The organism is Nostoc sp. 'Lobaria pulmonaria (5183) cyanobiont' (genome assembly GCF_002949795.1).
Lineage (GTDB): Bacteria > Cyanobacteriota > Cyanobacteriia > Cyanobacteriales > Nostocaceae > Nostoc.
Map to the genome: position 1 here is coordinate 2,624,271 of NZ_CP026692.1, position 25,504 is coordinate 2,649,774.

At 41.9% G+C, this 25,504-nt stretch carries 23 protein-coding genes and 1 pseudogene; 9 read left to right on the plus strand and 15 right to left on the minus strand.

Annotated features, from left to right (window positions below):
- The 3 genes from egtC to NLP_RS11415 all read left to right on the plus strand — a co-directional run bounded on the left by egtC (position 1) and on the right by NLP_RS11415 (position 2,565).
- Positions 1–789, plus strand: coding sequence for an ergothioneine biosynthesis protein EgtC (gene egtC / locus NLP_RS11405; RefSeq protein WP_104906502.1), 789 nt, complete (start codon positions 1–3; stop codon positions 787–789).
- 335 nt (positions 790–1,124) lie between these two features.
- Complete coding sequence (egtD, locus tag NLP_RS11410; protein WP_104906503.1) at positions 1,125–2,159, plus strand: L-histidine N(alpha)-methyltransferase; 1,035 nt, start codon at positions 1,125–1,127, stop codon at positions 2,157–2,159.
- A 211-nt stretch (positions 2,160–2,370) separates the two neighbouring features.
- On the plus strand, positions 2,371–2,565 hold the full coding sequence (locus tag NLP_RS11415) for a hypothetical protein (RefSeq protein ID WP_104906504.1): 195 nt from the start codon (positions 2,371–2,373) through the stop codon (positions 2,563–2,565).
- A gap of 787 nt (positions 2,566–3,352) precedes the next feature.
- Here the strand turns inward: NLP_RS11415 and ilvB are convergent.
- From ilvB to NLP_RS11435, 3 genes are all read right to left on the minus strand, one after another.
- Positions 3,353–5,248: a biosynthetic-type acetolactate synthase large subunit gene (ilvB, locus tag NLP_RS11420; protein ID WP_104906505.1), complete on the minus strand. Its 1,896-nt coding sequence runs from the start codon at positions 5,246–5,248 to the stop codon at positions 3,353–3,355.
- A gap of 126 nt (positions 5,249–5,374) precedes the next feature.
- On the minus strand, positions 5,375–6,637 hold the full coding sequence (locus tag NLP_RS11425) for an MFS transporter (RefSeq protein ID WP_104906506.1): 1,263 nt from the start codon (positions 6,635–6,637) through the stop codon (positions 5,375–5,377).
- 168 nt (positions 6,638–6,805) lie between these two features.
- The gene (locus NLP_RS11435) at positions 6,806–7,399 is read right to left on the minus strand and encodes a hypothetical protein (protein ID WP_104906508.1); all 594 of its coding nucleotides are present in this window, start codon (positions 7,397–7,399) and stop codon (positions 6,806–6,808) included.
- 305 nt (positions 7,400–7,704) lie between these two features.
- Here NLP_RS11435 and NLP_RS11440 point away from each other — a divergent pair, with 305 nt between their 5' ends.
- The 3 genes from NLP_RS11440 to NLP_RS11450 all read left to right on the plus strand — a co-directional run bounded on the left by NLP_RS11440 (position 7,705) and on the right by NLP_RS11450 (position 10,153).
- Entirely contained in the window at positions 7,705–8,148 is a 444-nt protein-coding gene (locus NLP_RS11440; protein WP_234017277.1) for a LemA family protein, read from the plus strand.
- An 11-nt stretch (positions 8,149–8,159) separates the two neighbouring features.
- On the plus strand, positions 8,160–8,732 hold the full coding sequence (locus NLP_RS11445; protein ID WP_104906510.1) for a hypothetical protein: 573 nt from the start codon (positions 8,160–8,162) through the stop codon (positions 8,730–8,732).
- Between the two features lie 308 nt (positions 8,733–9,040).
- Positions 9,041–10,153: a ferrochelatase gene (locus NLP_RS11450; protein ID WP_104906511.1), complete on the plus strand. Its 1,113-nt coding sequence runs from the start codon at positions 9,041–9,043 to the stop codon at positions 10,151–10,153.
- A gap of 192 nt (positions 10,154–10,345) precedes the next feature.
- Here the strand turns inward: NLP_RS11450 and tnpA are convergent, their stop codons facing one another.
- On the minus strand, positions 10,346–10,747 hold the full coding sequence (tnpA, locus tag NLP_RS11455; protein WP_104906512.1) for an IS200/IS605 family transposase: 402 nt from the start codon (positions 10,745–10,747) through the stop codon (positions 10,346–10,348).
- Between the two features lie 46 nt (positions 10,748–10,793).
- Between tnpA and NLP_RS11460 the strand changes: the two genes are divergently transcribed.
- A complete protein-coding gene (locus NLP_RS11460; RefSeq protein ID WP_104909842.1) occupies positions 10,794–11,918 on the plus strand; it encodes an RNA-guided endonuclease InsQ/TnpB family protein in 1,125 nt (374 codons plus the stop codon).
- A gap of 122 nt (positions 11,919–12,040) precedes the next feature.
- On the opposite strand, the gene NLP_RS11465 is transcribed toward NLP_RS11460, so the two are convergent.
- The 3 genes and pseudogenes from NLP_RS11465 to NLP_RS11480 all read right to left on the minus strand — a co-directional run bounded on the left by NLP_RS11465 (position 12,041) and on the right by NLP_RS11480 (position 14,432).
- A complete protein-coding gene (locus NLP_RS11465; RefSeq protein ID WP_104906513.1) occupies positions 12,041–13,387 on the minus strand; it encodes a glutamate-cysteine ligase family protein in 1,347 nt (448 codons plus the stop codon).
- A gap of 336 nt (positions 13,388–13,723) precedes the next feature.
- Positions 13,724–13,807 (minus strand): annotated as a pseudogene (locus tag NLP_RS34840) (NADPH-dependent FMN reductase); the annotation flags it as partial.
- 79 nt (positions 13,808–13,886) lie between these two features.
- The gene (locus NLP_RS11480) at positions 13,887–14,432 is read right to left on the minus strand and encodes an NADPH-dependent FMN reductase (RefSeq protein WP_104906515.1); all 546 of its coding nucleotides are present in this window, start codon (positions 14,430–14,432) and stop codon (positions 13,887–13,889) included.
- 438 nt (positions 14,433–14,870) lie between these two features.
- Between NLP_RS11480 and ftsH the strand changes: the two genes are divergently transcribed.
- The gene (gene ftsH / locus NLP_RS11485; RefSeq protein ID WP_104906516.1) at positions 14,871–16,781 is read left to right on the plus strand and encodes an ATP-dependent zinc metalloprotease FtsH; all 1,911 of its coding nucleotides are present in this window, start codon (positions 14,871–14,873) and stop codon (positions 16,779–16,781) included.
- A gap of 222 nt (positions 16,782–17,003) precedes the next feature.
- On the opposite strand, the gene NLP_RS33020 is transcribed toward ftsH, so the two are convergent.
- Genes NLP_RS33020 through NLP_RS11495 form a run of 3 tightly spaced genes read right to left on the minus strand, consistent with a single transcriptional unit; the run spans position 17,004 to position 19,072 of the window.
- A complete protein-coding gene (locus tag NLP_RS33020; protein ID WP_158680343.1) occupies positions 17,004–17,168 on the minus strand; it encodes a hypothetical protein in 165 nt (54 codons plus the stop codon).
- Positions 17,134–17,793 (minus strand): RloB family protein, encoded by a 660-nt coding sequence (locus tag NLP_RS11490; protein WP_104906517.1) that lies wholly within the window; start codon positions 17,791–17,793, stop codon positions 17,134–17,136. The genes NLP_RS33020 and NLP_RS11490 overlap by 35 nt, the downstream gene beginning before the upstream one ends.
- Positions 17,786–19,072, minus strand: coding sequence for an AAA family ATPase (locus tag NLP_RS11495; RefSeq protein WP_199784801.1), 1,287 nt, complete (start codon positions 19,070–19,072; stop codon positions 17,786–17,788). Before NLP_RS11495 ends, NLP_RS11490 begins: the two co-directional genes overlap by 8 nt.
- A 358-nt stretch (positions 19,073–19,430) precedes the next feature.
- On the opposite strand from NLP_RS11495, the gene topA reads away from it, so the two are divergent.
- Positions 19,431–21,596, plus strand: a complete 2,166-nt coding sequence (topA, locus tag NLP_RS11500) for a type I DNA topoisomerase (RefSeq protein WP_104906518.1) — start codon at positions 19,431–19,433, stop codon at positions 21,594–21,596.
- Between the two features lie 71 nt (positions 21,597–21,667).
- Here topA and NLP_RS11505 read toward each other — a convergent pair whose 3' ends face one another.
- The 5 genes from NLP_RS11505 to NLP_RS11525 form a co-directional block, all read right to left on the minus strand.
- Complete coding sequence (locus NLP_RS11505; RefSeq protein ID WP_104906519.1) at positions 21,668–21,943, minus strand: type II toxin-antitoxin system RelE family toxin; 276 nt, start codon at positions 21,941–21,943, stop codon at positions 21,668–21,670.
- Positions 21,936–22,187, minus strand: coding sequence for a type II toxin-antitoxin system Phd/YefM family antitoxin (locus tag NLP_RS11510; protein WP_104906520.1), 252 nt, complete (start codon positions 22,185–22,187; stop codon positions 21,936–21,938). Before NLP_RS11510 ends, NLP_RS11505 begins: the two co-directional genes overlap by 8 nt.
- Positions 22,188–22,404: 217 nt before the next feature.
- Entirely contained in the window at positions 22,405–22,812 is a 408-nt protein-coding gene (locus NLP_RS11515; RefSeq protein ID WP_104906521.1) for a response regulator, read from the minus strand.
- Positions 22,813–22,817: 5 nt separating this feature from the next.
- Positions 22,818–23,231, minus strand: a complete 414-nt coding sequence (locus NLP_RS11520) for a response regulator (protein ID WP_104906522.1) — start codon at positions 23,229–23,231, stop codon at positions 22,818–22,820.
- Between the two features lie 138 nt (positions 23,232–23,369).
- Entirely contained in the window at positions 23,370–25,490 is a 2,121-nt protein-coding gene (locus tag NLP_RS11525) for an ATP-binding protein (RefSeq protein ID WP_104906523.1), read from the minus strand.
- Positions 25,491–25,504: the final 14 nt, after the last annotated feature.

Consider the following 25,504-nt stretch of genomic DNA (forward strand, 5'->3'; position numbering starts at 1 on the left):
ATGTGCCGTTTACTTGCTTACCTCGGTTTGCCTATTTCTTTAGAACATCTTCTGTATAAACCAGAACACTCACTTATAGCCCAGAGTTATCAACCCCGCGAAATGATTTCTGGAGTAGTAAATGCAGATGGCTTTGGTGTGGGTTGGTATCATAATCAAAAAGATGCCGATCCTTTTATCTACAAAAATACCCTACCTATTTGGAATGATATAAACCTACCCAGTCTCAGCCGTTACGTTGAATCAAAGTGCGTTCTTGCTTATGTCCGCAGTGCTACAGCAGGACAAGCCGTAGATTTTGCTAACTGTCAGCCTTTTAACCATCAACAACAGCTATTTATTCACAATGGACGAATCGAAAATTTCCGCAAAACATTACACAGAAAAATCCGCAGCACTTTAACCCAAGAATTTTACGAAAAAATTAATGGCAGTACTGACTCAGAACACATTTTTGCATTGTTACTTTCGCAAAGTCAAATTAACAAACATCGGCCTTCAGAATATGCTTTACGCACCACATTATTAATGCTTTTAGAGATGGCAAAACGCTATCAAGTAGAAGCCTCACTCAACGTAGTTTTTAGTGACGGACATCGTTTAATAGCTTCTCGTTTTGCTACCACTTCACCGCCTCCATCTCTTTACTGGATACGAGACGATCCGACTTTCCCACAATCCGTAATTATTGCGTCTGAACCTCTATTTCTAGGTAATTGGATTGCTTGCCCAGAAAATAGCATCATTAGTGTGGGAGCAGACTGTGAGATCCAAATTGAGCAAATCTAGTGTGAAAGAGGCTACTTCTCAAGCCTTCAATAAATGTCGCTGGAAAACTTTTGCGCTATTTCAAGATATGGACGAAGCCACATTCTCTAGTCAACCTCATTCTGACTTGATCTGCTGTTGGCTCATATTACCTGTATCAAGTCTTTATCGCTGCTAGAACATAGCACTTAGGTGCTTACTTGCTATTATTCTAATGGGAAAATGCAGAAAAATAGCTTTAAAGCTTGAGCTATGTTGCTCAAGCATGATTTTATTAACTATGGCTATGTGTTTCACTGATTGGGGTAGAGGTCTGCTATCAAAGTAACCTATTACGCCGAGCAAACGGAGGTTTAATGTCGATATCTAAAGCTGTTAACAACAAGGTTACTTCTCAAAGCAACGTTGAAAAACGCTTGCAGATAGAGCGTTTGATAGGAGCAACTCAAATATTTGTACCTAGTGCTGGGAGTGATGTAGTGAAGGGATTAACTCAAACACCTAAATCTCTACCCCCTTGTTACTTTTATGATGACCGTGGTTCCCATCTGTTTGAGCAAATCTGTGATTTACCAGAATATTATCTTACACGCACAGAAACAAAGATTTTACAGCAGTATGCTGGTGAAATTGCTAAGATAACTGGCGTTTGTGAATTGGTAGAACTTGGCAGTGGTAGTTCTAGTAAAACCCGCATTTTACTAGATGCCTACCAGCAACTAAGCTATCCTCTGCATTACCTACCAATTGATGTAAGTGCAGGTATGTTAGAAAGTAGTGCCAAGCAGTTATTAGAAGATTATCCCTTACTCCAAGTTTATGCACTAGCGGGAACCTATGAATTAGCCCTTGCAAAACTCCTACCGACGCAATTACCCAGTCGAATGATTTGTTTTATTGGTAGCAGTTTAGGTAATCTTACCCCTGATGAGTGTGATGTGTTCTTCTCTCAAATTACCAATGCTCTACAAGTAGGTGAGTATTTTTTATTGGGGATAGATTTACGAAAGCCAAAACAGATTTTGGAACCAGCTTATAACGACAGCCAGGGAGTGACAGCTGCATTTAACCTTAATATGCTGGAACATTTAAATCAGCGGTTTGAGGGTAACTTTGACACCACCCAGTTTGAACACAGAGCATTTTACAATGAAAGCGAGCATCAAATAGAAATGCATTTATGCAGCCTGCGATCGCAAATTGTAGAATTACGCGCTCTTAATCTTAAGGTTAATTTTGCACTAGGTGAGACTATCCTCACTGAAATTTCCCGCAAATTCGACCTTAATAATATCAAACAGCAACTAACTGCACAAGGTTTATTACCTGTTCATGTGTGGAGAGATCCAAATCAATGGTTTGGCTTAATGCTCTGTCAGCTGCAAGCATAAAGCAAATCAGAGTATGACTCATATATATAGCGGTTCTCAGTTGAGTCCAATATATATCTAACAAAAACAGCCCTTCCCTACAAGCATTAGGGAGTAACACTTAAAGCCTCTCTCCTTTTAGGAGAGAGGTTAAAACGTATGAATGGAAATTTTGATCAACCCAAGCAAGTAAACTAAATGTTTAGCCGCTAATTATTGCTGCATCGAAGGTGTGGCAAAAATTCTGCTGAATATAGGAACCCGTGGACGAGGCTTATTTGCTGTTATATTGGCATTAGTAGCAGAAGAGTTATTAGTTGCCTCAGAAAGGAGAGGTGGTTTGCTATTAGTAGAATTGGCAAAATCACTCAATTGGGTAGCCGAAGGTAAACTTGAAGATATGGAAGTAACATTCTCAGGATTTTGACTGTTGGTTTTTACCGGAGTTTGAGCTTGAGATGGAGTAACTAAGAAAGTTGAACTTGTTCCTAATACCAGTACGAGCAAATGAGAAATATATTGTTGCATAGAGATTAGTCAAATGGGTTGATAAATATTCAAAGCTTAAAGAAGTTGTGTTTGTTCTCAGTTAGAAATAAAACTGCAATTTTCCCATAGAAATCATGACGCTGTTCTCCAATAAAACTTGAACACAGCGACTTCCAAATGAACAGACTATTAATGCTTAGTAGATTAATTCGCTAACAACAATCTAACTTCCCTCAATCAAGAGGAAGCTACACTCTCTTTTGTAAAAAGAAAGAGAGCAGTTATTTTAAGACTACTGAATCTGCTTGAAAGAAAGTTAGCAAATAGATACACCTAGAATAATTGATGTTTTTCAATCAACTAAGCCAGCACAACTATTAATATTTTATTTATATTTAACTTTTTAAGAAAAGAGGAATGTTACTGAAATTTTTAAAAAAACTAATTTATCTAAAATCAACTCTAACTCGCATATTTAACTAACTAAAGCAAAAAGTATATGAATTTTTAATAAAACTAGAAGAATTAGCTGAAGCGCTGTTAGATTCCAACAGTCAAAGCGATTTAGTGAATTACTTAGGAAATATTTTTTTACCTCAACCTAATCAGGAAGATTAAGCGATGCCTACGCAAGAGAAAAGGGGGCAGGAATTAGGGGGAATTCTAGCATCTTTCTCCCCTTCTCCTTGCTCCCCTACCTCTCTAGTCTGAATTATCAAAAAGCGTTAGAGCTTTGTCCCACACTCAGCGCAAAAATTGTGGGTGGGAGCATTTTTAGCATTGCAATGGCTACAATACACTGGCTCGGCTGCCGCTTTCGGTGCTTGCTTCTGTAAGCCGACCATTTGAGCGTTGCTCTTACCAGGGACTACCATTGGATAGCAGTTTTCGTCTCTGGTGACGTGGACATTTAAGATTACTGGCCCTTTGTGTGCCAGCATTTCGGCGATCGCATCTTTTAATTGACTGCGATCGCTGATTATCATGCCCTTAATGCCATAAGCTTTTGCCAATAACTCTACATCTGGCATCCCTACTTCCATGTCGGAGCATGAGTAACGCTCACCATAGAAGGCTTGCTGCCACTGGCGCACCATCCCTTGCCAGCCGTTGTTGATAATTATTGTCTTGACATTTATTCCATACTGTGAAATTGTTCCTAGTTCCTGCAAACACATTTGGAAGCTAGCATCACCGCTAATACAGATGACTTCTTCATCAGGAAACGCCACTTTCGCGCCCATTGCCGCAGGTAAGCCAAAACCCATCGTTCCCAAACCAGCGCTAGAAATCCAGCGCCTTGGGCCATTCTTGAGGAATTGTGCTGCCCACATTTGATGTTGTCCGACATCTGTGGTGTAGAAAGCGTTGGGTGCTTGGCTATTAACTTCTACAATTACTTCTTGGGGTGAAATGCTGTCGGAATGCTGCGGCACTATGAGAGGATACTCATCGCGCCAACGGTTAACTAGATTTAGCCACTCTTGGTTTTGATTAGGTGTAGCCTTAATCCCTGCTTCTTTGCAGCGATGCAACAAGTCTACTAACACGTTCCGCACATCGCCAACAATGGGCACTTCGGGAATGCGGTTTTTGCCGACTTCTGCCGGATCGATGTCGATGTGAATTACTTTGGCGCGGGAGGCGAATTCGTCTAACTTGCCTGTAACGCGATCGTCAAATCTAGCGCCGACGCAAATCAGCAAGTCACAATCGCTAACGGCGAAGTTAGCGTAAGCAGTGCCGTGCATCCCCAACATTCCCAAAGCGAGGGGATGATGTTCGTCAAATGCACCGATCCCCATTAAGGTTGTGGTGACAGGGATATCGAATAATTCAGCTAGTTGTTTGATTTCTTCATGGGCACCAGCGGCGATCGCACCACCACCCACATACAATAGCGGACGGCGACTTTCAGTAATCAACTGGATCGCGGCATAAATTTGCCGGGGATTTCCCTTTACAGTGGGACGATAACCGCGTAGCTTTACTGAACCTGGTTTTACAGGTACATAGTCAAATTCTTCTAAAGCGACATCTTTGGGGACATCAATCAAAACTGGTCCTGGACGCCCAGTGCTAGCGATGTGGAAGGCTTCGGCGACAATTCGCGCCATATCTTTGGGGTCGCGCACCACATAGGAATGCTTGACGATCGGTAGCGTAATCCCGTAAATATCAGTTTCCTGAAACGCATCTGTACCAATCGACGGACGTGCTACCTGTCCTGTAACCACAATCATCGGGATTGAATCCATGTAGGCTGTAGCTATGCCTGTCACCAAGTTAGTTGCTCCTGGTCCAGAAGTACCAAAGCATACTCCTACTTTGCCTGTGGCACGGGCATAACCATCAGCGGCGTGGGCTGCGCCTTGCTCGTGTCTCACGAGAATGTGCTTCATAGCACCAGTTGCTTCCACCTTATATAGGTCGTCGTAAATTGGTAAAATTGCCCCACCAGGATAACCAAAAATATAATCAACGCCGTGGCGATGAAGGCTGTCAAGCAGAGCAAAACCGCCAGATGCACGTTTGGGCACTACTGGCGGGCTAGAAGCACGAGACTGTTTGTGATTCTCAGTTTGTGGGAGACTAATTGGGGAAAGCGATCGCACGGTCAAACCTCAGACTATAGCTAAAGTTAATGCTGAATTCTGTAGTTAAGATTTCATTTTAATTGAAAACTTCAATCAAAATCTTATTAATTTTTATATTAAATATAAAACTAGATTATTAGCTTACATTAGTTAAATTACGTCTTGCAAGACTTTGCGGGTATTTTGCCAAGCCCAAACACCGACAACTACGACAACAATACTCATTGCTACAAGCACAGTTCGCAAGCCTAGAGCATCAGTTAAGGGCCCAGTAATGGCCAGAGGTAACGCCAAAGCGATGTTAACAGCATGATTTTGAAAGCCAAATACCTTACCGTGCATGGTAGGTGGTGTTTGCTGTTGAATTAAAGTTTGCATGGGGACACCAATTAAAGCAGCACCTACACCCAAAAATGCACAGAGTCCTAGCGCCAGCAACAAGTTGTGCGTAAAAGTGAACACCCCTAAAACTAGTGCTATCATCAAAAATCCAATTAAAGGTAGGGGCTTGCGATGCAATTTCTGGCCCCAGTTACCTAAAATCGCCGCACCAAATACCATACCCACCCCTGCTGCTGCCAAGAAAAAGCCAAACTGTTTTTCTTTTAGACCAAACTCCTCGGCTAACCGAATCGTCAGCACTGTTAAGGCTGCAAACACGCAATATAAAGTTGTCAGTTGCAACATGGCGTTTAAGATCAAAGGATTTTTCTTGAGATAGCGCAGGCTCTCGGTGAATTCAGCCCAAGGGTGATTTGATACCCGATGTTCCTTTGGTTGTTTGGGTTCTTTAAACTTTATTGGCTGCATAATTGCAGCCGATAATATGTATAGTCCACCAACCACAAATTCTTGACCGTATTCTTCTCCCATCAAGCTTTTCGCCAAACTCAAAATCGGCTCTCCTACTGCAAAGCCAACAATTAAAGCTCCCATCATCGTGCTGCTAAACAGCGCATTGGCTGCCAACAAATTCTCTCGCTTCACCAATAAGGGAATAGATGCTTGTTCCGCTGGGGCAAAAAACTGCGTCACCGTGGAAATGGCAAAAGTCAGGATTAACAAAATCAGGAACTGTCGTGGCAATAAGGGAAGACACAGCGTCAATATTCCCCGCACAATATCTGAGCCAACCATAATCAGCTTTTTTGGCAAGCGGTCAACAAAGATACCACCGGCAGAGCCGAACAAAATTGCTGGGATTGTAAACGACAGCATCAAGGTTGAATACATCGAGTTTCGTGCCAACCCTGGAAGCGGTGGGTAGTTCTCCAGCAGAGCAATCAGCAAAACGAAGAAGACTTTATCTGCTAACTGGGACAGCAGTTGCCCAATCCACAGAAGCATAAAACCACGGTTTTTTAGCAGTGCGCCAAAGCCGTTATTAACAGCGGCAGGTTCAGTTGGAAACATTAGATACTTTCTTTAGGTAGATGGGGCATGGGGCATGGGGCATGGAGCATGGGGATAGGGAATAAGGGATAGGGGATAGTTTTTCTTGAACTATCTCCTGTCACCTGTAACCTGTTCCCTCGAGCACTCCTCACTCCTAACTCCTGTTTGCTTACTCCATTGTCCGGATTAATTTGCTTCATAGCGTTTTAACAGCATAAGCAAAAATTCAGCTGCTGTCAGACGACCTTTGGGTGGAATAATCTCAATGGACGAATCTACCCAACAACCTTGTACAGTTTGGGGCGATTTCCAAATGGACAAATGATCCACTGCTGGCTCTGCATAAAAGTTATCTTGCCCACTACCTAGCAAACATGAACTCCAATGGGTGAAATAATCATGACTCATCCGATGAATAGGAAAATTTCCCTGTAGTGGTACTCCCCATCCATCTATAGCAATAAACGCTTTGACACGACCACCCAAGAGTTGCCACAAATGTGCTGCCCCTATTGCCCCAACTACGCCAGCACTAAAGCTAATGAATATAATTGGTGATTTTAAAGAGTCGGTCAAGCGATACCTGCGGTGAGCTACGCTAACGCGCAAAAACTGCAAGATGTGCAATGCTGATAAAACTAAAACATCCTTTCCCGGATAAATCAGTATATTTGCGGTATTAGGAGCGATCGCGCTATTACCAACTACATCTAACAATTCTACTCTAAAGCTTTCAGTTAACTCTGGATCATGAATTCCAGGGCAAATAATTATATTCATGTATAACACTATCTTTGATTTTTTTACTCTTCCGATGTACAGAGCTTTTTCAAAAATCAAGTAACATTCTTATATATTACCTTACTTTTACTGAGTAAATTATAGCCGCTTCATATATTTTTCCGAAATAATACTATTTTATAAAAGGATTAATTTTGATTATAAATAATATCAGATTAATCTAAGCAATCAAATGTTTATTTTTATAATTAGCTTTTTTATTTTAATTTCAATTATTTTTATATTACTATTTAATAGTCTAATTCAAAAAAAATCAAGTTAATAATGCTTTTTCTACGATTGATGTGATTCTGCAAAAAAGAAGCGATTTGATACCTAGACTTGTTACCTTAGCTCAAATTTATATGCAATTTGAGCAAAAAACATTGATAGAAATTAGCAGACTCAGAAGTAGAGCAACTTCCAAAAACTTAAGTGAGAATAGCCGAGTGGCTGTAGAAGACCAAATTTCGAGAATGTTAAGCAAAATTATAGTAATAGTTGAAGCATATCCCGAATTAAAAGCAAACGACCATTTTATCAAATTACAATATTCATTGAGTGAAGTAGAAGAACAACTTTCCGCCGCTAGAATATTTTATAACTCTGCCGTAACTGAATATAATAATGCCGTAGAAATGTTTCCGACAAACATTATAGCTTCGTGGATGAAATATCAATTAAAATTACCGTTTCAAGCTAATCTACAAGCAAAAAACAATGTAAAAATTGAAATAAACCATAAATAATTTAAAAAAATATGCCAAAATTTAGTTCCGCACACAATCAGGAATTATTAAATGGAATAGCTAAACTATTAGCATACAAAAACTATAAGTTGGCACTTCAGGGCTTGGAAAGTTTTTTCCAAAATAATGCAGAAACAAATACAAAAGAATATTTATATGCACGAGTATTGCTTTTAGACGCATACCTCTACAATGAACGCTTTGATAAAGCAATTAACTTATGCCAAGAATTGAGCAACAGTAAACATCAAACGACTCAGATATTAGCACAATACTATCTTGCCGAAATATTTTCAGAAGCTAAACCTACAGCACAAAAATCATCACTTAATTCAACTAAAAGTTCACTCACGCCTGCACAAGCAACTCAACTGATAAACACTGGGTATGAAGCTATTACTAAAAAATACTATAAAAAAGCAATCCAAGCATTAAAGATTTTTTGTAAAGCTGCTTCTCCAGCTACAAAACACTATTTGCTAAAACACAAATGGCTGATAAAAGCATATCAAGAAAATGGGCAAATTAATCAAGCGATCGCTCTTTGTCAGCAACTTCTGATTAATGATGTTGGGAATTGTTGAAGACTTAAATCTGGATAAACGCATTTAGCAAAAACCTGTACCAAATTAATTTCACTACGAACGCGGCTTTTTGGCATCTTAAGCACTTTTGCTATTTCAGCAACATAGCAGATGCTGCATTGGTTCAATGCCCAATGCCCAATGCCCAATGGCCTACGTAAATTTTGTATGTCTTTTGATGTATTATCTTGATTTTCCCACCTATCCTATCCCCCTGGATGGGATAATAGGTTATTAGTGGGGAAAATGTACAAACTATTCCCTGACTTTATATTTCTCTGCACTCTGGTTATATTGAGGAACTAATTGTGGTTGCCACGCCGGAAAAAGTACAACACACCCACGAGCATCTATCAGGTAAAGACCGTGTAGCCGTATTGCTTATGGGCTACGGCGAAGTCGAAAGCTACGAAGATTTCGCCAACTATAACGAACAGGCTTTAAATCTCCTGACAGCCAAATTCGCACCAGTACCAACCTGGATTTATCCCCCTCTGGCAAAACTTTTGGCGCTATTTGACCGCCATGAGTGGGGACACACACACCACGATTTTATTTCCCCACACAATGCCATCTTTGAACAGCAACGGGCTGGGATTGAGAAGAATTTACAAGAAAAATGGGGCGATAAGGTTCAAGTTTTCAAGGCTTTCAACTTCTGCGCTCCTTTTCTACCCAATCAAGTCTTGGCAGAAATCAAAAACCAAGGCTTCGAGAAACTGCTAATTTACCCACTGCTGGTTGTTGATTCTATCTTTACTAGTGGTATTGCGATCGAGCAAGTTAACAATGCTCTGGTTGAGTTGACTGATGGTGAAGAACACTGGGTTAAAGCACAGCGCTATATTCCTTCTTTCTTCAACGAACCAGCCTACATAGATTTGATGGCTCATCTGGTTGAGGAGAAAATTGCTGAGTTAGCCGCAGCTTATCTTCCTTCTCAAATCGGCATTGTGCTAATGAATCACGGCTGTCCCCATAAAGCGAAAGGATTTACTTCTGGGATTGCCGAAAGTGAAGCAATGTACGACTTGGTTCGGGATAAGTTGATTAACCGCTATCCCTTAATCTCCGTGGGTTGGCTCAATCATGATACGCCCCTAATTGATTGGACACAGCCAAACGCCGAGCAAGCTGCAAATAACCTGATTCAATTGGGTGCAAAAGTAGTGATCTTTATGCCAATTGGCTTTGCCACAGAAAATCACGAAACTCTATTGGATGTACACCATATCATCCATACTTTGGAAAAACAGCATCCTGGTACGAACTACGTGCAAATGGCTTGTGTCAACGACCATCCAGAATTTTTAGCTATGGCAGCCCAATGGGCTGATGCTCATATTGCACAGCTGTTGTCAGACCAAACTTTGGCAGTTAATCCCCAACTAGCTGGGCATCATCACCACCACCATCATTAAGTTTTGTAGAGTAGGCAAAGCTTTGCCCACATTACATTTATGGTGTATTCACTTGACACTCCCACGCCTTGAAGCGTGGGATTTTTGCTCTAAAACTGCGCTTTCTCTTTGCCTCGCTTAGGTCTTACGAGTCGTGATGCGTAAAGCCTCCGTACTTCAGTCGGGGGATATAAGCGAACGCGCTGAATTTATTCAGCCGTGATGTGGATCATTGATATAGTCCAGTACTTTTTGTGTGCTGACTTTTCCTGTGGTATCAAACATATAAGAATGTGTCCACAAACTAGGAAGCTTAAGTAAATCAGGAAATTCTTGCCTCAAAATCCGTGAGGAGCGTCCTTTAAACGCTTTCACAACCTGAGCAATTGAATGATGCGGATCGTATTCTACCAGCAAGTGGATATGAACTGGTGCAATTTCTAAAGCTTTGATAACCCATTTATTGTCATTGGCGACAGACTGAAATACTTGAATACATCGAAATTTCAAGTCTTCGTTATTTGCAAATACCCTTCTACGCCTGCATGGTATCCAGACTAAGTGAACAGTTGCTAACCCTAAGCTGTGATTGTAATGATTGTATACAGTTTTCATGTAGATGAGTATTGATTATCTACATGATAAATGGTATTATGTTTACATGAAGACATTAAAGTTTAAGTTGTACCAACACAAGCGAAATAGATACCTCAAAGCTAGTATTAATGCCGCTGGGGTAATTTACAACTATTGTATTGCTCTCCACAAAAGATATTATCGGATGTGGGGAAAACACTTAAACTGTGCAAAACTTCAAGCTCATATTGCCAAGATACGCAAGCGTAAAGAGTTTTGGCAGTCGGTTGGTTCTCAGGCAGTGCAAGATATTTGCCAACGCATAGAGAAAGCCTACCAACTATTTTTTAAATACCATAAATCATGTGTTAGACCGCCAGGATTTAAGAAAGTCAAGAAGTATAAATCATTTACACTAAAGCAAACAGGGTACAAGTTTTTAGGTGGTAATCGCTTAAGAATTGGAAACAGGGTTTATCAATACTGGAACTCTAGAGAGATTGAGGGGAAAATCAAAACTTTGACCATTAAGCGCACACCACTTGGTGAATTGTTTGTGGTCATTGTCGTGGATAGTGATGATGAATCAAAAATCAAATTCACGACTGGTAAGACAGCGGGATTTGACTTTGGACTGAAGACATTCCTCACTTGTTCAGACGGTTCTAAGATTGAATCACTCCAATTCTTTAAACAATCACTCAATTGCTTAAAGAAAGCGAATCGGCATCACTCTAGAAAGTTAAAAGGTTCATCCAACAAAGAACGAGCAAGAAAAAACTTAGCACGCGCCCATGAAGACATAGCCAACCGCAGAACTGATTGGTTCTGGAAATTAGCGCATAACCTAACTAATAGATTTGATGTGCTGTGCTTTGAAACGCTAAACCTCAAGGGCATGAAGCGTCTTTGGGGAAGGAAAGTTAGTGATTTAGCGCTTCGAGATTTCCTAGATATTTTGGGTTGGGTGGCGAAGAAAAAAGGTAAACAAGTGGTCTATATTGACCAGTGGTATCCTTCTAGTAAAACTTGTTTCTGCTGCGGACATGTAATAGACACTTTGGATTTATCGGTCAGAGAGTGGCGTTGTCCATCATGTCAATCTGTGAATGGGCGCGATGACAACGCGTCTAAGAATATTCAAACCGTTGGGGCATCAATGGTTGGGTTAGGCGATTTCAGACGGGCTACGCCTGCAATCGCTGTCTGAGCCTAGAATCCCCCGAATTCAATTTGGGGGAGTATGTCAAATCTTCATATCGCACCGTTGCAGACGCCTCCTCAAGCTTAAATTTCCGTCTGCCCCACGTTAGTAACATATAATTATTTTTTTTAATACTGCTGTAGTAACAATCGGTCATCAGTATCCAACGTTGCTAGGGGATTTTCTGTGTCTATCCATGAAACCTGTTCTTCTAGCTTGTCACAACAAGAGCGCACTAAATGCAAACCGGCATCTAATGGAAGTTGAGCAGTTGTCTGTGTAAACTCTTGCAATATCCCAGCTTCTATCGTCTGATAGTTATCGAGGTGTTTGCTCAGTTTTGCTAGAAAATTTGCTCCTTCGCCACCCTCTGCGCTGGCAAACTGCAAAATTGAATCGACGTAAGCCTTAACTTTGGGATTTTTAACTCCCTCTGTAGCTGAGGTATAGAGCAGTTGACCATTTAGATATTCAAAATCTGGTACATACAGGTTAGAGCCAACTAGTTCAAATATCTGCATTTCTTTAGCTGGTCTAACTGTTAACTTCTCCCGCCTGACTCGATTAGCCGCCTTCTCAAGCAATGTAATTACAGCTAAAGTTACCGATGGATAGTTACTATCTATACATCTGATTTCAACAGTGCCGAGTTTGTTGAGTCTAATTGGATTCCAAGCTGACTTGAGTAAGCTGACTTCTGCTTCTAATATCAGGTTTGGTTCAATTCCGGCTTTTTCCATCGCTTGCAACCAAGCATAGTAACGAGCAAAGTGCTCTTCAACTAAACCCTCTACACTTAATGCATAAGGCATGAGTCCGCCGACAGACTGTAAATGAGTGTAAACTCCGTCCCAGCCATAGGTTTCACTACCTCGATAACGAATTGTGTGCGCGGCTAGCCCGATCGCTTGTCCTTCATAATAGGGACACGCCCGCGTCAGGGAAATAAGCGCTGAGTCGCAAGCTGTAGCTAAATTATAGATATTTAGTAGTTCTTCTCGCTCTGCTGATGTCGAGTTGTAGGAGACTGCAACACTAGGGTCAATTACCCCAGGCGGGACTTCCAAATGCAGGTGTGTACCTGTACATTTGGCGGCGTGCAAGAATTTCTCATAGCCAACAGTCCGCGCTTGGATATGGTAATTAGGGTGATCGCGCATAACTGGTGTAATATGCAAAGGGTAGCTAGACAGAGGGTAAAGGCGTAAACCCATCTGTTGCGCCACACAAAGCGCCAATTTGAGATTTTTGAGATAAACTTTTGCTAGTTCTGTACCAGTATCGGCAGGAGGTGTGTTGATTTCTACCATGCTTTTGACGAACTCTGGCACAAAGTATTTTGGGTCTAAACCTTGTGTTTGCGCCATTAAGTGACAATCTTTCAAAAACTCATCGGCGCGATCGCTTAAGTTACCAGCCTCATCTACCAGAAAAAATTCTTGCTCAAGACCGATACGACGCTTTACTACATTCATCTAAACCTCCGCAAGGGTAATCCCGCCACCATTTCTACACAAATAACAAATTTAGACTCGCCCACAAACTGAATAGAAACCATCCAGTTACCTAGATATCCATTGCATACTGGCTCTGTTTGAGGCAATCCGATTGCATTACCGCTCTCGGTTTTTCTTTGTTTCAAATCTACCAATGTGAGTAATTTAGATCAGTTACGTCAAATTTACCAGTTAGCACTACCTGAGACACAGCCATTCGTGTAGATCCCCTTACACCCTCTTAGAGAGCCATATTAAAGGTTTGCCCTTTATATAGCATAGCTTGCCTTCAGCACTGAAAGCACCCCAAGCTTATCTGATCGCAATTTGTTCGGGAATTACCTAACTGTGTACCCAACGAATAATTACCCGTAGGTCATTTAAAGCATTACTATTAGACTATTAGTCCCCAACTAGCTGGGAATCACTACCACAATTAAGTTGAGTAGGGTAGGCCAAGCTTCGCCCACCTTAATAACTAATTTACGCCCCGCAGCTTGCGAGTATTCTCAACTAAACTCTGAGCAAATTGATCGAATCTTTGAGAGAGCTTTTCATCTACTAGCTTGCCTTCAGGACTGAAAGCACCCCAAGCTTGTCCGATCGCAATTTGTTCGGGAATCACCCAACCGTGTACCCAACGGACAATTAGCCGTAGGTCATTTAAGGCGTTGCTATTAGACTGACCACCCAAGACACTAATTAATCCTGTGACTTTATCAGACAGATGCTCAAAGCTCATTAAGTCCAGAGCATTTTTCAGGACACCACTAACGCCACCATGATACTCAGGTGTTGCTAAAATTAACCCATCAGCCTGACTAACTGTATCTTGCAACCGCTGAACATCTGGATACTCTGGATACTCCTTTGCGCCAGTGCAAAATGGTAGCTGCAACTGCCGTAAATCGAGAATTTCTACCTCTGCACCTACAGCTTCAACCCTTTGCGCTGCGACTTCTAAAGCAACCTGGGTATAAGAATTGGGCCTTAAACTACCACCAATGCCAATAATTTTCACCATAATTAACCCACAAACTACTAACTAGCTACTACTATCAGATTTCTTAAAAAGCGGAATCGTTATGACTATGTTTATCTTAGCGATTTGTGCTGGAATGTGTCAAATTAATATCTACTGGTGAGCAGGGGAGCAGCACTTCTCTACGAGACGCTGCGCGAACGGCTACGCTCAGTGACCGAGGAGAAGTTGCAGTAAGTTTTTCCGCTCTGCCCCTTTAGCGCCTCTACCTCTTGTGCCCAATGCCCAGTCTTAACAGATGCATAAATCTAGATAACCCTCGCTCAACTTTATGTAATAGCCTGAAGAAACTTGGGAATGCTTTTGTGTGGAAGTTAGACTAGATAAGAAAAGTGTAATTTCCAGTTATTACAATTTTTGATAGAAGAATAGGCATAAAACCAGCGCTTAACTTGTGCCAGCAGACAAAGGGTAATTATTATGACAAATTTGGGAAAAAAAGCATTGATAAAAAGGCAGTCCTCAAAGCGCGTTGCTTGGTTTGGTGCGTTGGCGCAGCCCGCCTTCGGCATCGCTGCTAGTCTGATTATGTTGCCAGTAATTTTCGGAAGTACTCCTGTCATGGCACAAAAAGCAGAAACCACCTCCCTAAATTATGGTGACTTGATCAAGAAAGTGAAGGCGGGAGAAGTCGAGAAAGTAGAGCTTGACGAAACCGAACAGCTAGCAAAGGTTTATCTGAAGGGGCAAAAAGATAATACACCACCGCAACAGGTGAGACTTTTGGCGCAAAACACAGAGTTAGTCAACATTCTCAAAGACAAGAATGTTGATTTTGGCGAAGTTTCCTCTGCGAACAGTCGAGCTGCTGTTGGACTGTTGATTAATTTGATGTGGATTTTGCCACTGGGGGCTTTAATGCTATTGTTCCTCCGGCGCTCTACTAATGCTTCTAGCCAAGCGATGAATTTCGGCAAATCCAAAGCTCGCTTTCAAATGGAGGCAAAAACTGGAGTGAAATTTGAAGATGTCGCCGGGGTTGAAGAAGCTAAGGAAGAACTCGAAGAAGTTGTGACTTTCCTGAAACAGCCGGAAAGATTTACTGCTGTAGGCGCACGGATTCCCAAAGGTGTGCTGTTAATTGGCCCTCCTGGTACTGGTAAAACTTTACTAGCAAAAGCGATCGCAGGTGAAGCAGGTGTACCATTCTTCAGTATTTCCGGTTCGGAATTCGTGGAAATGTTCGTTGGTGTGGGTGCATCTCGCGTGCGCGACCTCTTCAAGAAAGCCAAAGATAATGCTCCTTGTCTAATATTTATCGATGAAATTGATGCAGTAGGTAGACAACGGGGCGCTGGAATCGGTGGTGGTAACGACGAGCGCGAACAAACCCTCAACCAACTGCTCACCGAAATGGATGGTTTTGAAGGTAACACAGGCATAATTATTATTGCTGCCACTAACCGCCCAGATGTTTTAGATACAGCATTACTCAGACCGGGACGTTTTGACAGACAAGTGATGGTCGATCCACCCGATCTCAAAGGGCGACTGGAAATTTTGAAAGTCCACGCCCGCAATAAGAAAATCGATCCTAGCGTATCATTAGAAGCGATCGCTCGTCGCACCCCTGGTTTTACTGGCGCAGACTTAGCTAACTTACTCAACGAAGCTGCTATTCTCACCGCTAGAAGACGTAAAGAAGCTGTTACCCTTTTAGAAATTGATGCTGCTGTAGACCGAGTTGTTGCAGGTATGGAAGGTACCGCCTTAGTAGACAGCAAGAGCAAGCGCTTGATTGCCTATCATGAAGTTGGACATGCTTTAGTAGGCACATTCCTCAAAGGGCATGACCCTGTACAAAAAGTTACACTGATCCCACGTGGGCAAGCACTGGGATTAACTTGGTTTACTCCCAACGAAGAACAGGGGTTAATTTCCCGTTCCCAACTCAAAGCCAGGATTACTGCTACTTTGGGTGGTCGTGCCGCCGAGGAAATTGTTTTTGGTAAGCCAGAAGTGACCACAGGTGCAGGTAATGACCTGCAACAAGTTACAGGAATGGCGCGGCAGATGGTGACACGCTTCGGGATGTCAGAATTAGGCCCATTGTCACTAGAAAATCAGAGTGGAGAGGTATTTTTGGGACGTGACTGGATGAATAAATCAGACTATTCTGAGGAAATTGCCGCCAAGATTGATTCACAAGTGCGCGAAATTGTTAACAATTCCTACATCAGAGCAAAAGAACTGTTGCAACTCAACCGCATAGTTTTGGAGCGTTTAGTAGATTTGTTAATAGAACAGGAAACAATTGAAGGCGATTTATTCCGCAAAATTGTTGCTGACAATGCCCAGGTAGCCGATGCACAAGTAGCTGTACCTCATTAGGGAATAGAAGACATTCTCTAGTACACTGTGACGGAAGTTTGCCTACCATTAACAAGAGGATTTACGCTGTGCTGTACTAGTGAAAATCCAAAGATTCAGATTCCCGACTTTTTAAAAAAGTCGGGAATTTTCTTGAAAAAAGTCACAAGTGCGATCGCAAACCGTCTCCATGAGAATCGCTTGGTGCAGATAGCATCAATTCTCGCTAATTATTGCTATAAGTCAACCTGGTAGAGAAACAGGAAGTGCGATCGCAAAGTTTGAGTATAATTGGATAGTACTGACAAACTCAGAACGGAAAAGTGGTATATACCAATGCTGCAATCCATTGAGCAACGCATCAAGCGTGTCATCAATAATCTTCTGCCAGCAACGGCGGTTTACCACTTACTGTGCAGACTGATTCTGTTTTCAGGATATCGTTGAGTGCATTCACTAATTTATGCACCGTTGTACATGGATTGTCTTTGACTGGAATGTGAGGATCATATTGTTTAAGAAGATTTTCAGCATTTCTAATAGCAATAGATTGCTTCTCAAATAGCTCATCATAAATCGTTTCGCTATTCTTCTGATATGTCCTACCAAATAAATAAGTTAACTTCTTCAGATAATCACTTCGAGGAATACCAGTATTGAGAAATTCAAAATGTAAAACATACCATAATTCAAATGCTTCATTAGAATAAGCTACTTTAAAACCTTGAACTTCAGCATTTTTAATAGCGTTATTAAAATCTTCTATAGTCCAAGAATCACGATCAAATACACACCAAACCTGATCGTACTCTCCTTGCTTATTCAGTTCCTTGGCGCTTTGAACTAGTTTGCTGGGATTCTCTCCTAAACCCTGTACGTCTATTTCAGCAACATTTTTAGGAACACGAAAACTCCTAAAGTAGTTAGGTTCAGTTTTCGCTCCTTCACATACTATTAAGAATCTCTGCTTGATTTCCCTAGTATTAACTTTTCTCGGTGAATATCCACGAGAGTTTGCTTTTGTTCTAGGCATGAGAGTCGATTAGATGATTCAAATTCCCAATATATGGAATTGCGCCATATCTACCTTGAATATAATCACTCTCAAATGACGCATCGTCAGGTATCTTGTATTCTGCTAAAGAGTATAAATCTGTTGCACCATATCTATTCTTTTCAGTAAACCAAATCTGATCCCTACGGAAAAGCTTATTGTTAAGTAAATTGGTATCGTGAGTCATAAATATTAACTGAGCATTATTTGGATTTTTTTCATTAGAATTAAATAATTCAACAATTGCACGGCTGATCAAAGGATGAATTCTAGCATCGAATTGATCAATTATGAGAATTTTACCCTTTTTCAGTGTGTCAACAAGAGGCCCTGCCAAAGAAAAGACTTTTTTAGTACCCTCAGACTCTTGCTCATCTAAATCAAATACCTCTGTAGATACGAGATTTCCTTTGCCATCAAATTTTTGATGCGTGGTTTGAACTGATGATAATTTTCCTTCCCCATTTTTTAGAATTAAGTTCTTTAGTTCATCTGGCAATTCTTTAGGTAAAGAATTAGCAGTAATTTCACTTTCTTCTACCTTAAGATCACTAAATCCCAAATCTAATTTTTTGAGCAGTTGAAGAATCTCATCTTTATTTTCATTATCCATTAAACAACTAACTGTGTATCCTCGATAGCCTCTATCATTTAAAGTAGAGATAAGTGCAACTTTGTTTGTCAGCCAATCCAAGATTTTCTCTGCAATCTGGACATTAAATTGAGCAGATACAGACAAAAAGAGAGCATTGTGTCTTGTCTTCTGCTGAATACCATCAGCTTTATATGTTTTAGAAACACTTATCTTGCCGAGTTTACGCTCAAAAAGCTTAGTTTCTTTTGATTTAGGGACATAGAATAACCATTCAGAAACAACTTTCTCAATAGTTGCCTCGAATCCATATCTATATCTCTTGCCACTCATTAAAAATATAATTTCAAAAAAAGATGGTTTAGCTTCGGTTTCAGTGCTGAGTTTAAATCGCTCAACACCTATTTTTTCCGTACTTTGAGTCTCTTTAGAAGAATTAATCATGAACCATCTCATGAAACCTAAAGCTGTAGCCAAATTACTTTTACCACTAGCATTTGCACCGTATATTGCGGCGCTTTTAAGTAGTTTTAATTCTTTATCTATTTCAAAAACGTTGTTTTCGTCGAGTTTTTTGTCTTTTGCGACAAGGTTTGCTGCCACCATACTAAAGGTGACTTGCTCTTTAAACGATCTGTAGTTAGCGACACTAAATTCAATAAGCATAGGATGAAGTTTAGGCTTCAGACAGAAAATTGTGAATAAATAGTAATTTACTGCTTTAAGAGTAGCAATAATTGGTTAAAGATGCTAAATTATAAGATTGTTTTTAACGTACAAATGTACTGTTATTAAGGTATGCAGCATAATAAACGCCTGCACCGGACGATTGGCGGTTTTGTTGCAAAAACTGACCCTAGACACATAGAAGTGAAGCAAAGGTTTAGGTACAAGAAAATTACTTCAGAGTTGAGCAATTTCCCAAGCTTTTTGGTACAGTATTCTAGAAAATCCAGATCACGAGAATAGGCGATCGCTCATTGCAATTGCCAGTTTATTGCTCAGAATCAAGAATGCAGTTGCTATGGTCAAACGCCTGCTTGTAGTCGAGTCTCCCGGAAAAGTTAAAAAACTCAGTCAAATTTTGGGTTCAGATTGGAAAGTTCTCGCAAGTTGTGGTCACATCCGCGAACTCAGCAATGAAGGAGACGATTCCTTGGGCTTCGTGATGGATGGCAATAATGTCCGGTGTAATTACATCCCACGTGACCAACGAGCGAAAGAAACAATCCAGAAGCTCAAGTCTGCGGTGAGGCAGGTTGATGAAGTTGTCTTAGCAACTGACCCAGACCGGGAAGGCGAAACTATCGCTTGGCACCTGAAAGAAACGCTGGGTTTAAGGGAACCGAAACGAGTAATTTATACTGAGATTACAGCATCGGCGGTAAAGAGTGCGATCGCTAATCCCAGAAAGCTAGACCAAAACTTAATCGGTGCTGGACTGTGCCGAGATTGCCTAGATAAGTTGGTGGGTTATAAGGGTAGCCCTTTAGTTTGGGCATTGAATAACGGCGCTAAGAGTGTTGGTAGAGTCCAAAGCGCGACGCTGCACTTGATTTGTCAGCGAGAAAACGAAATTCTGGCTTTTGTCCCCCAAGATTACTGGAGTGTCTGGGTAGATTATGCTGAAGGATTCCGGGCTTTTTACAAAGGGACGGTCGATTCTGCAAAAGATGCAGCAGAGCAAGAAACTGAAACTCATGATGATGCAAAGGTAAATAATAGTACAGAAACACCAGAGTCTAAACGTGTTCTTTCCGAAGCAGAAGCTACACGTTTAGTTGAAGAAGCACAGCGACATCCTCATCAGGTGATTCATTTTGAAGGAAAAATCGTTAACCGCCAGCCACCTCCACCATTTACAACTTCCAGCCTTCAGCAAGCAGCCGGTTCAAAGTTGAGGTTTGCTCCTGATAAAACTATGGTTGTGGCCCAAAAGCTTTATGAGGCAGGGCTGATTACATATATGCGAACAGACTCAGTAATGCTAAGTCCTGAATTTTGTGCCAGCGCCCGTAAATGGTTAGAGCAAAATGACCCGCAGAATGTACCGCAGCAAGTCGCCAAGCATCGCAGTAGCAAATCGGCTCAAGAAGCACATGAGGCGATTCGTCCCACGGATGTATTTCGTCCCTCAGTTCAATTGCGTTTAGAACTTCCTGATGATGAGTTTAATCTATATGTAATGATCTGGAAACGGTCAATTGCTTCTCAGTGTCGTGCTGCCCAATTGCGTAAAACTCAGGTCATTACTCAGTCTGGTTCCATACTGTGGTCAGCCAGAGGGCAAGTGATTGAATTTTACGGTTATGCCCGGTACTGGAACAATCTCAGCAAGGACAGTATTTTACCTTCATTACAACAGGGACAAGCATTGAAACTGGAGAATGCTGGACATGAGCAGAAACAGACGCAGCCACCACCCCGTTATAGTGAACCAAAATTGGTGCAACTGATGGAACGTAAAGGAATTGGTCGCCCAAGTACCTATGCTCCTACTGTTGCTACTTTAAAAAAACGAAATTATGTTGAGTTGAAAAAAGACCATCTTCAACCGACAGCGTTAGGGTTAGAAGTTGATGCGTTTTTGCTCAAGGCATTACCTGATTTACTAGAGGCAGAATTCACAGCGAAAATGGAAGATGCCCTTGATGCAATTTCCGAAGGAAAAAACTCTTGGCAGCATTATTTAACTAGTTGGAATCAGAATTATTTTGTACCAGCACTCTCCAAAGCTAAAACTGTAGTTGCAAGTTCCTCAACAGGTAAAGCTAATGTGATGAGTGAGCGCAAATATGAAAATTCCAAGACTCGATGCCCTGAATGCAAAAATTTTCTCGCCAAAATTCCAAGTACTAAGGTTAAAAAGAAATATTTTCTCAAATGCACAAAAGGCTGTGAAAATGTTGTGCTGTTTTGGAGCGACTTTAACAAAACTTGGCAGCCACCACGAACTAAAGCAGTCCAGCCTGAGAATCAACAAAAGCCTCTCGTCAAGGTTACGACATATCCCTGTCCAGTATGTAAGAAAGCTTTAGAGGAGTACAGTTACATCAAAGAGGGGCAGAGTAAGACAATGTTGCGATGTTCTGACCCACAATCCCGTAAGGACACCAAACATAAAGAGGTGGCTTATTTCAGTACGCAAAAAGGGTGGTGGAGTCCTAAGTTTGGAGAGTTGAATTGTTAGACTCCACTGCTGATATTTTTACTCAATGCCAACTCCAGAGCAGATGCATCTAAATTTTGGACGAAGTGCGATTACAAATTTTTGTAGACTTCACCATCATTTCGCTTACCAACTCGAAAAACATCAATCAATTTGCTTTCTTCATCAATCGTGTAGAGAATTTTATATTCACCTTGATCAACACGATAACCACCCTTATAGCCTTTCAAGGCTTTGCAGTCTTGAGGTTTAGAATTGCCTTGAAGCGAAAGGATTTTAGATACAACCTGCTTATAAAGTTTCGCTTGCAAATCCAATAAATCCTTTTCAGCAGTCTTAGCAATTCTCAAACTATAGCGTTCACTCATTTCCACGCTTGACACTAATTGCGTCTAAGGTAGTAAACCCATCATTTTCCTCAATTGCACGACGAAGTGTTTCTGAATCAATAGCATCTTCAATAGCTTCAAGCAATTTCAAATCATCAAGACCGATAATTGCTACGGCAGCTTTACCATGACGCTGAATTACAATACGCTCACCCTTATACTCAGCACGATTCATAAGCTCTTGAAAGTTTGCACGAGCTTCTGTTGCACTTATGGCAGTCATAGCGCCTCATAAAATTAAGTAATTGATACTAATCAAAATGTAATTTTTGTACAAATATCTAAAAATATACAAAATTTACGTTCTGTACTAATATTACACAATGGATAAAACAATTTCCAGTTGATTTTAGATTTATGCAGTTTAATGCGATCGCTTCAAACGCCTCTTTAGCTGAATTTAGGGCAAGCGAAAGTCCGAAAATCCTAAGTACTTTTTCCTAACTGTCCTTAGTTTTAGCTGATGTAAGCAGTTGCTTCATTTGGCGAGCCAATATTTCTAGTCCTGCATCCTTGGCAAAAAATGCGTCTGCTTCTGGACACATTTGTTTGCCATGCACCTCTAACTCATTCATACTCATGTAAGCCGTGACGAGGATGACCACAGGAGAATGAAGCAAGCGGCCCTTGAGAGTGGTAACGATTTGGGTGCCATCTGTATTTAGCTCATACCGAGCCGTAGGCAGCATGAAGTCAACCAGAAAAATATCGTACTGGTTTAGTTCTTCTAACTCCCATAAGAAACTAGACACGGACTTGTAGGTTACCATCGCATATTCTTGCTTTAGAAAGCCTTGGAGGATTTTACACCAATGTTCGTCATCATCCAAAATCGCCAGCTTGTACATGGGATTCAATTTATCCTTTGACCGAGTAGAGTAATCATATCCAAAAAAGCATCGTAGTCAGTGATCGGTTTGGTATAGCAACTGTCCGCCCCAGATTGGGACAACAGCAGATGTTGTTCGGCGGGCATGGTGTAAGCCGTCACCAAGATAATTGGTATTTGTTTGCACTGTGCTTTTAGGTGGCGTGCCAGCATCGAGCCATCAACTTTTTGCCCTTGCCACTTAGCTCCCGGCAAATTGATATCCATAATCACTAGTTCTACTGCTCCCGTTTCGCATAGCTGGAATATCTCTTTTGGTTCGGCAGTAATAAACACCTGATGACCCCCCAAGCGTTCGATTAGTTTGGCAGTTCCCTGAGCTAGAAGTTGGTTATCTTCAACCAGTAAGATGTTCAAGATTGTTACCAAAACCTCCATGCTGTGGAAGCTCCTACATTCATGTATGAGGGTAAGGTACAGGTGATTTTAATTGCCGTCCAAATATGAAAAACCATAAAAATATCCATCTTTTTTATCGTCAGGTGAAGTATCTTCCAAGGGCCAAGCCCCTAGCTTTTAGCTAGGGGCTTGGCCCTCAATTAGAGAACCCTGACCTGCTATCTGACTTTGTTCGTTTAGGGGCAGGGTAAAGTTCACAGTGTTTCCCTGCCCTAGCCCAGGGCTTTCAAGCCAGATTTTACCACCCATCAGTTCCACTAATCGCTTGCAGATAGTCAGCCCTAAACCGGTGCCCCCGTAGGCGCGCTGGGCAGAACCATCAGCTTGCACAAATGGGGAAAACAGTTGCTCTGAGTTTTCCATCTCAATGCCGATGCCTGTGTCGTGTACTGAGATTTGAGCCATTGTCCCAGTACTATCGACGACAGCCCGGACATCGATTTGACCCTCATCTGTGAATTTGAAGGCGTTATCCAGGAGGTTTGTCATCACCTGACGAACTTTGATCTTGTCAGCAAAAACAGTCTCAATTTCACAGTGGAGTGTCAGAGGAATTGACTTATAGCGGCTTTCGGCACCTGAGAGAAAACATTGCTCTTGTAAAAGCTGTTCCAGATAAACTGTCTCCAAGTCTAAGGCGATGCGCCCGTCTTCAATCTTGGCAATGTCAAGCACATCGTTAATGATGGTAACGAGATTTTGCGTCGATTGGTAAGCGCCATCGATATATTGGCGCAACTCCTCTTCGTCTTCATAAAGGCGCTCTTTGAGCAACTTTAAGTAGTTCAAGGTCGAGGCCAGAGGGGTTCGCAGTTCGTGGCTAGTAGAAGCCAAGAAGTTGCTCTTGAGGCGACTCACCTCTTCGGCGGCAGCTCGGGCATGAGAGAGAGCTTCGTTGTGCATCTCAACTACCAGGCGCTGTTGCCGTTCGCGCTGATAAAGGCGGTTTTGCAGCACAGCCAGCGATAGGTGAATATTCAAAGACTGGATGAGTTCCATCTCTTCGATGCTCCAGGAATGAGCTTTATCTTCTTTGAGTGCCTGCCATTGCGCCATTGACTCGCGGGGGCGCTGTTGGCGCTCATCGGCTTCTTTATAGCCCGGCCAAAGACCTTTTGTACCAATTTGATCGCGAAAGAAGGTTAAATACCCCAAGAATTCTTTACCATAATACAAAGGTTGAATAATCAAACCCTGAATGTGTGTAGTCTGGAAGGATTCAATCAGTTGGTGCAAACGTGGTTCTTGCTGAAGATTAATTACTACTCGCAAGGGGGGATTATCCTTTTGGGTTAAACTAGGGTCGATGGGAGTAGGAGTTTCCCCTACCTTTTGCCAGAGGGGATGATTTTCTAGTAAGTTTGGTTGATCAATCCCGGATGGGACTGGCTGATTTCCATAAGTATAAAGATGAGCTGGTAAAGCCTCATCGGGGGACGTGAGGTACAACCTTCCTCCAGAACTGCCAGAAGCTTTTACTGCTTTTTCCAGAACGTTATGCAAAATCTGCTCAGGGTTCAGAGGCGCGTGCAGCAAAGTAGCAATTTGATTGACGATCGCTTCGCGTTGCTGCTGCTCCTGTACCTGATTCAGCAGATTCGCCTGGGTAATTGCCAGTGAAACCTGGTCAGCAAGCAATTGGACGACCAGCAAATCCTCGGATGTAATTTCTCTGGGTTCGGCATGATGAGAAATTAACAGCCCCCAGAGTTGCTGTTGATAAATTATTGGCACCACCAAAGAAGATTGCACACCCATCTGGGTGAGATAGTCTACATGGCAAGGGTCTACAGGACGGCTTAAGATATCTTCAAGGGGTTGCTGTTGCACTTCTTCAACGGTCAAGTCCCCGGTTGTCGGTGTGTTGGGGGTCGGCAGGGAGTTGAGGATAATGCGCTGTTCGCTGACATTGACAATGGAGCGGGTACGTGCTTTGATAAACAAGGCCCGCGCTTGGGGCGGAATGTCATCAGATGGATAGTGCAATCCCAGCAAAGAAGGCAGGCGGTTGGGGGCACTGGCTTCGGCAACGACGTGTCCATGCCCATCGTGATCAAAGCGGTAGACCTTAGTCCGGTCGGTTTGCAAAAATGCCCGCAACTCTACCACCGTTGCATCTAAAATCTCTTGAAGGTTCAGCGATTGCCGGATGCGGTTGGACATCCGAGCCAGCAGAGCTTCTTTGCCTTCAGTCAGGAACTGATCTTTTAAGTTTCTAAAACCAGAATTTGTAGCCACCTGGTACTCTCTAC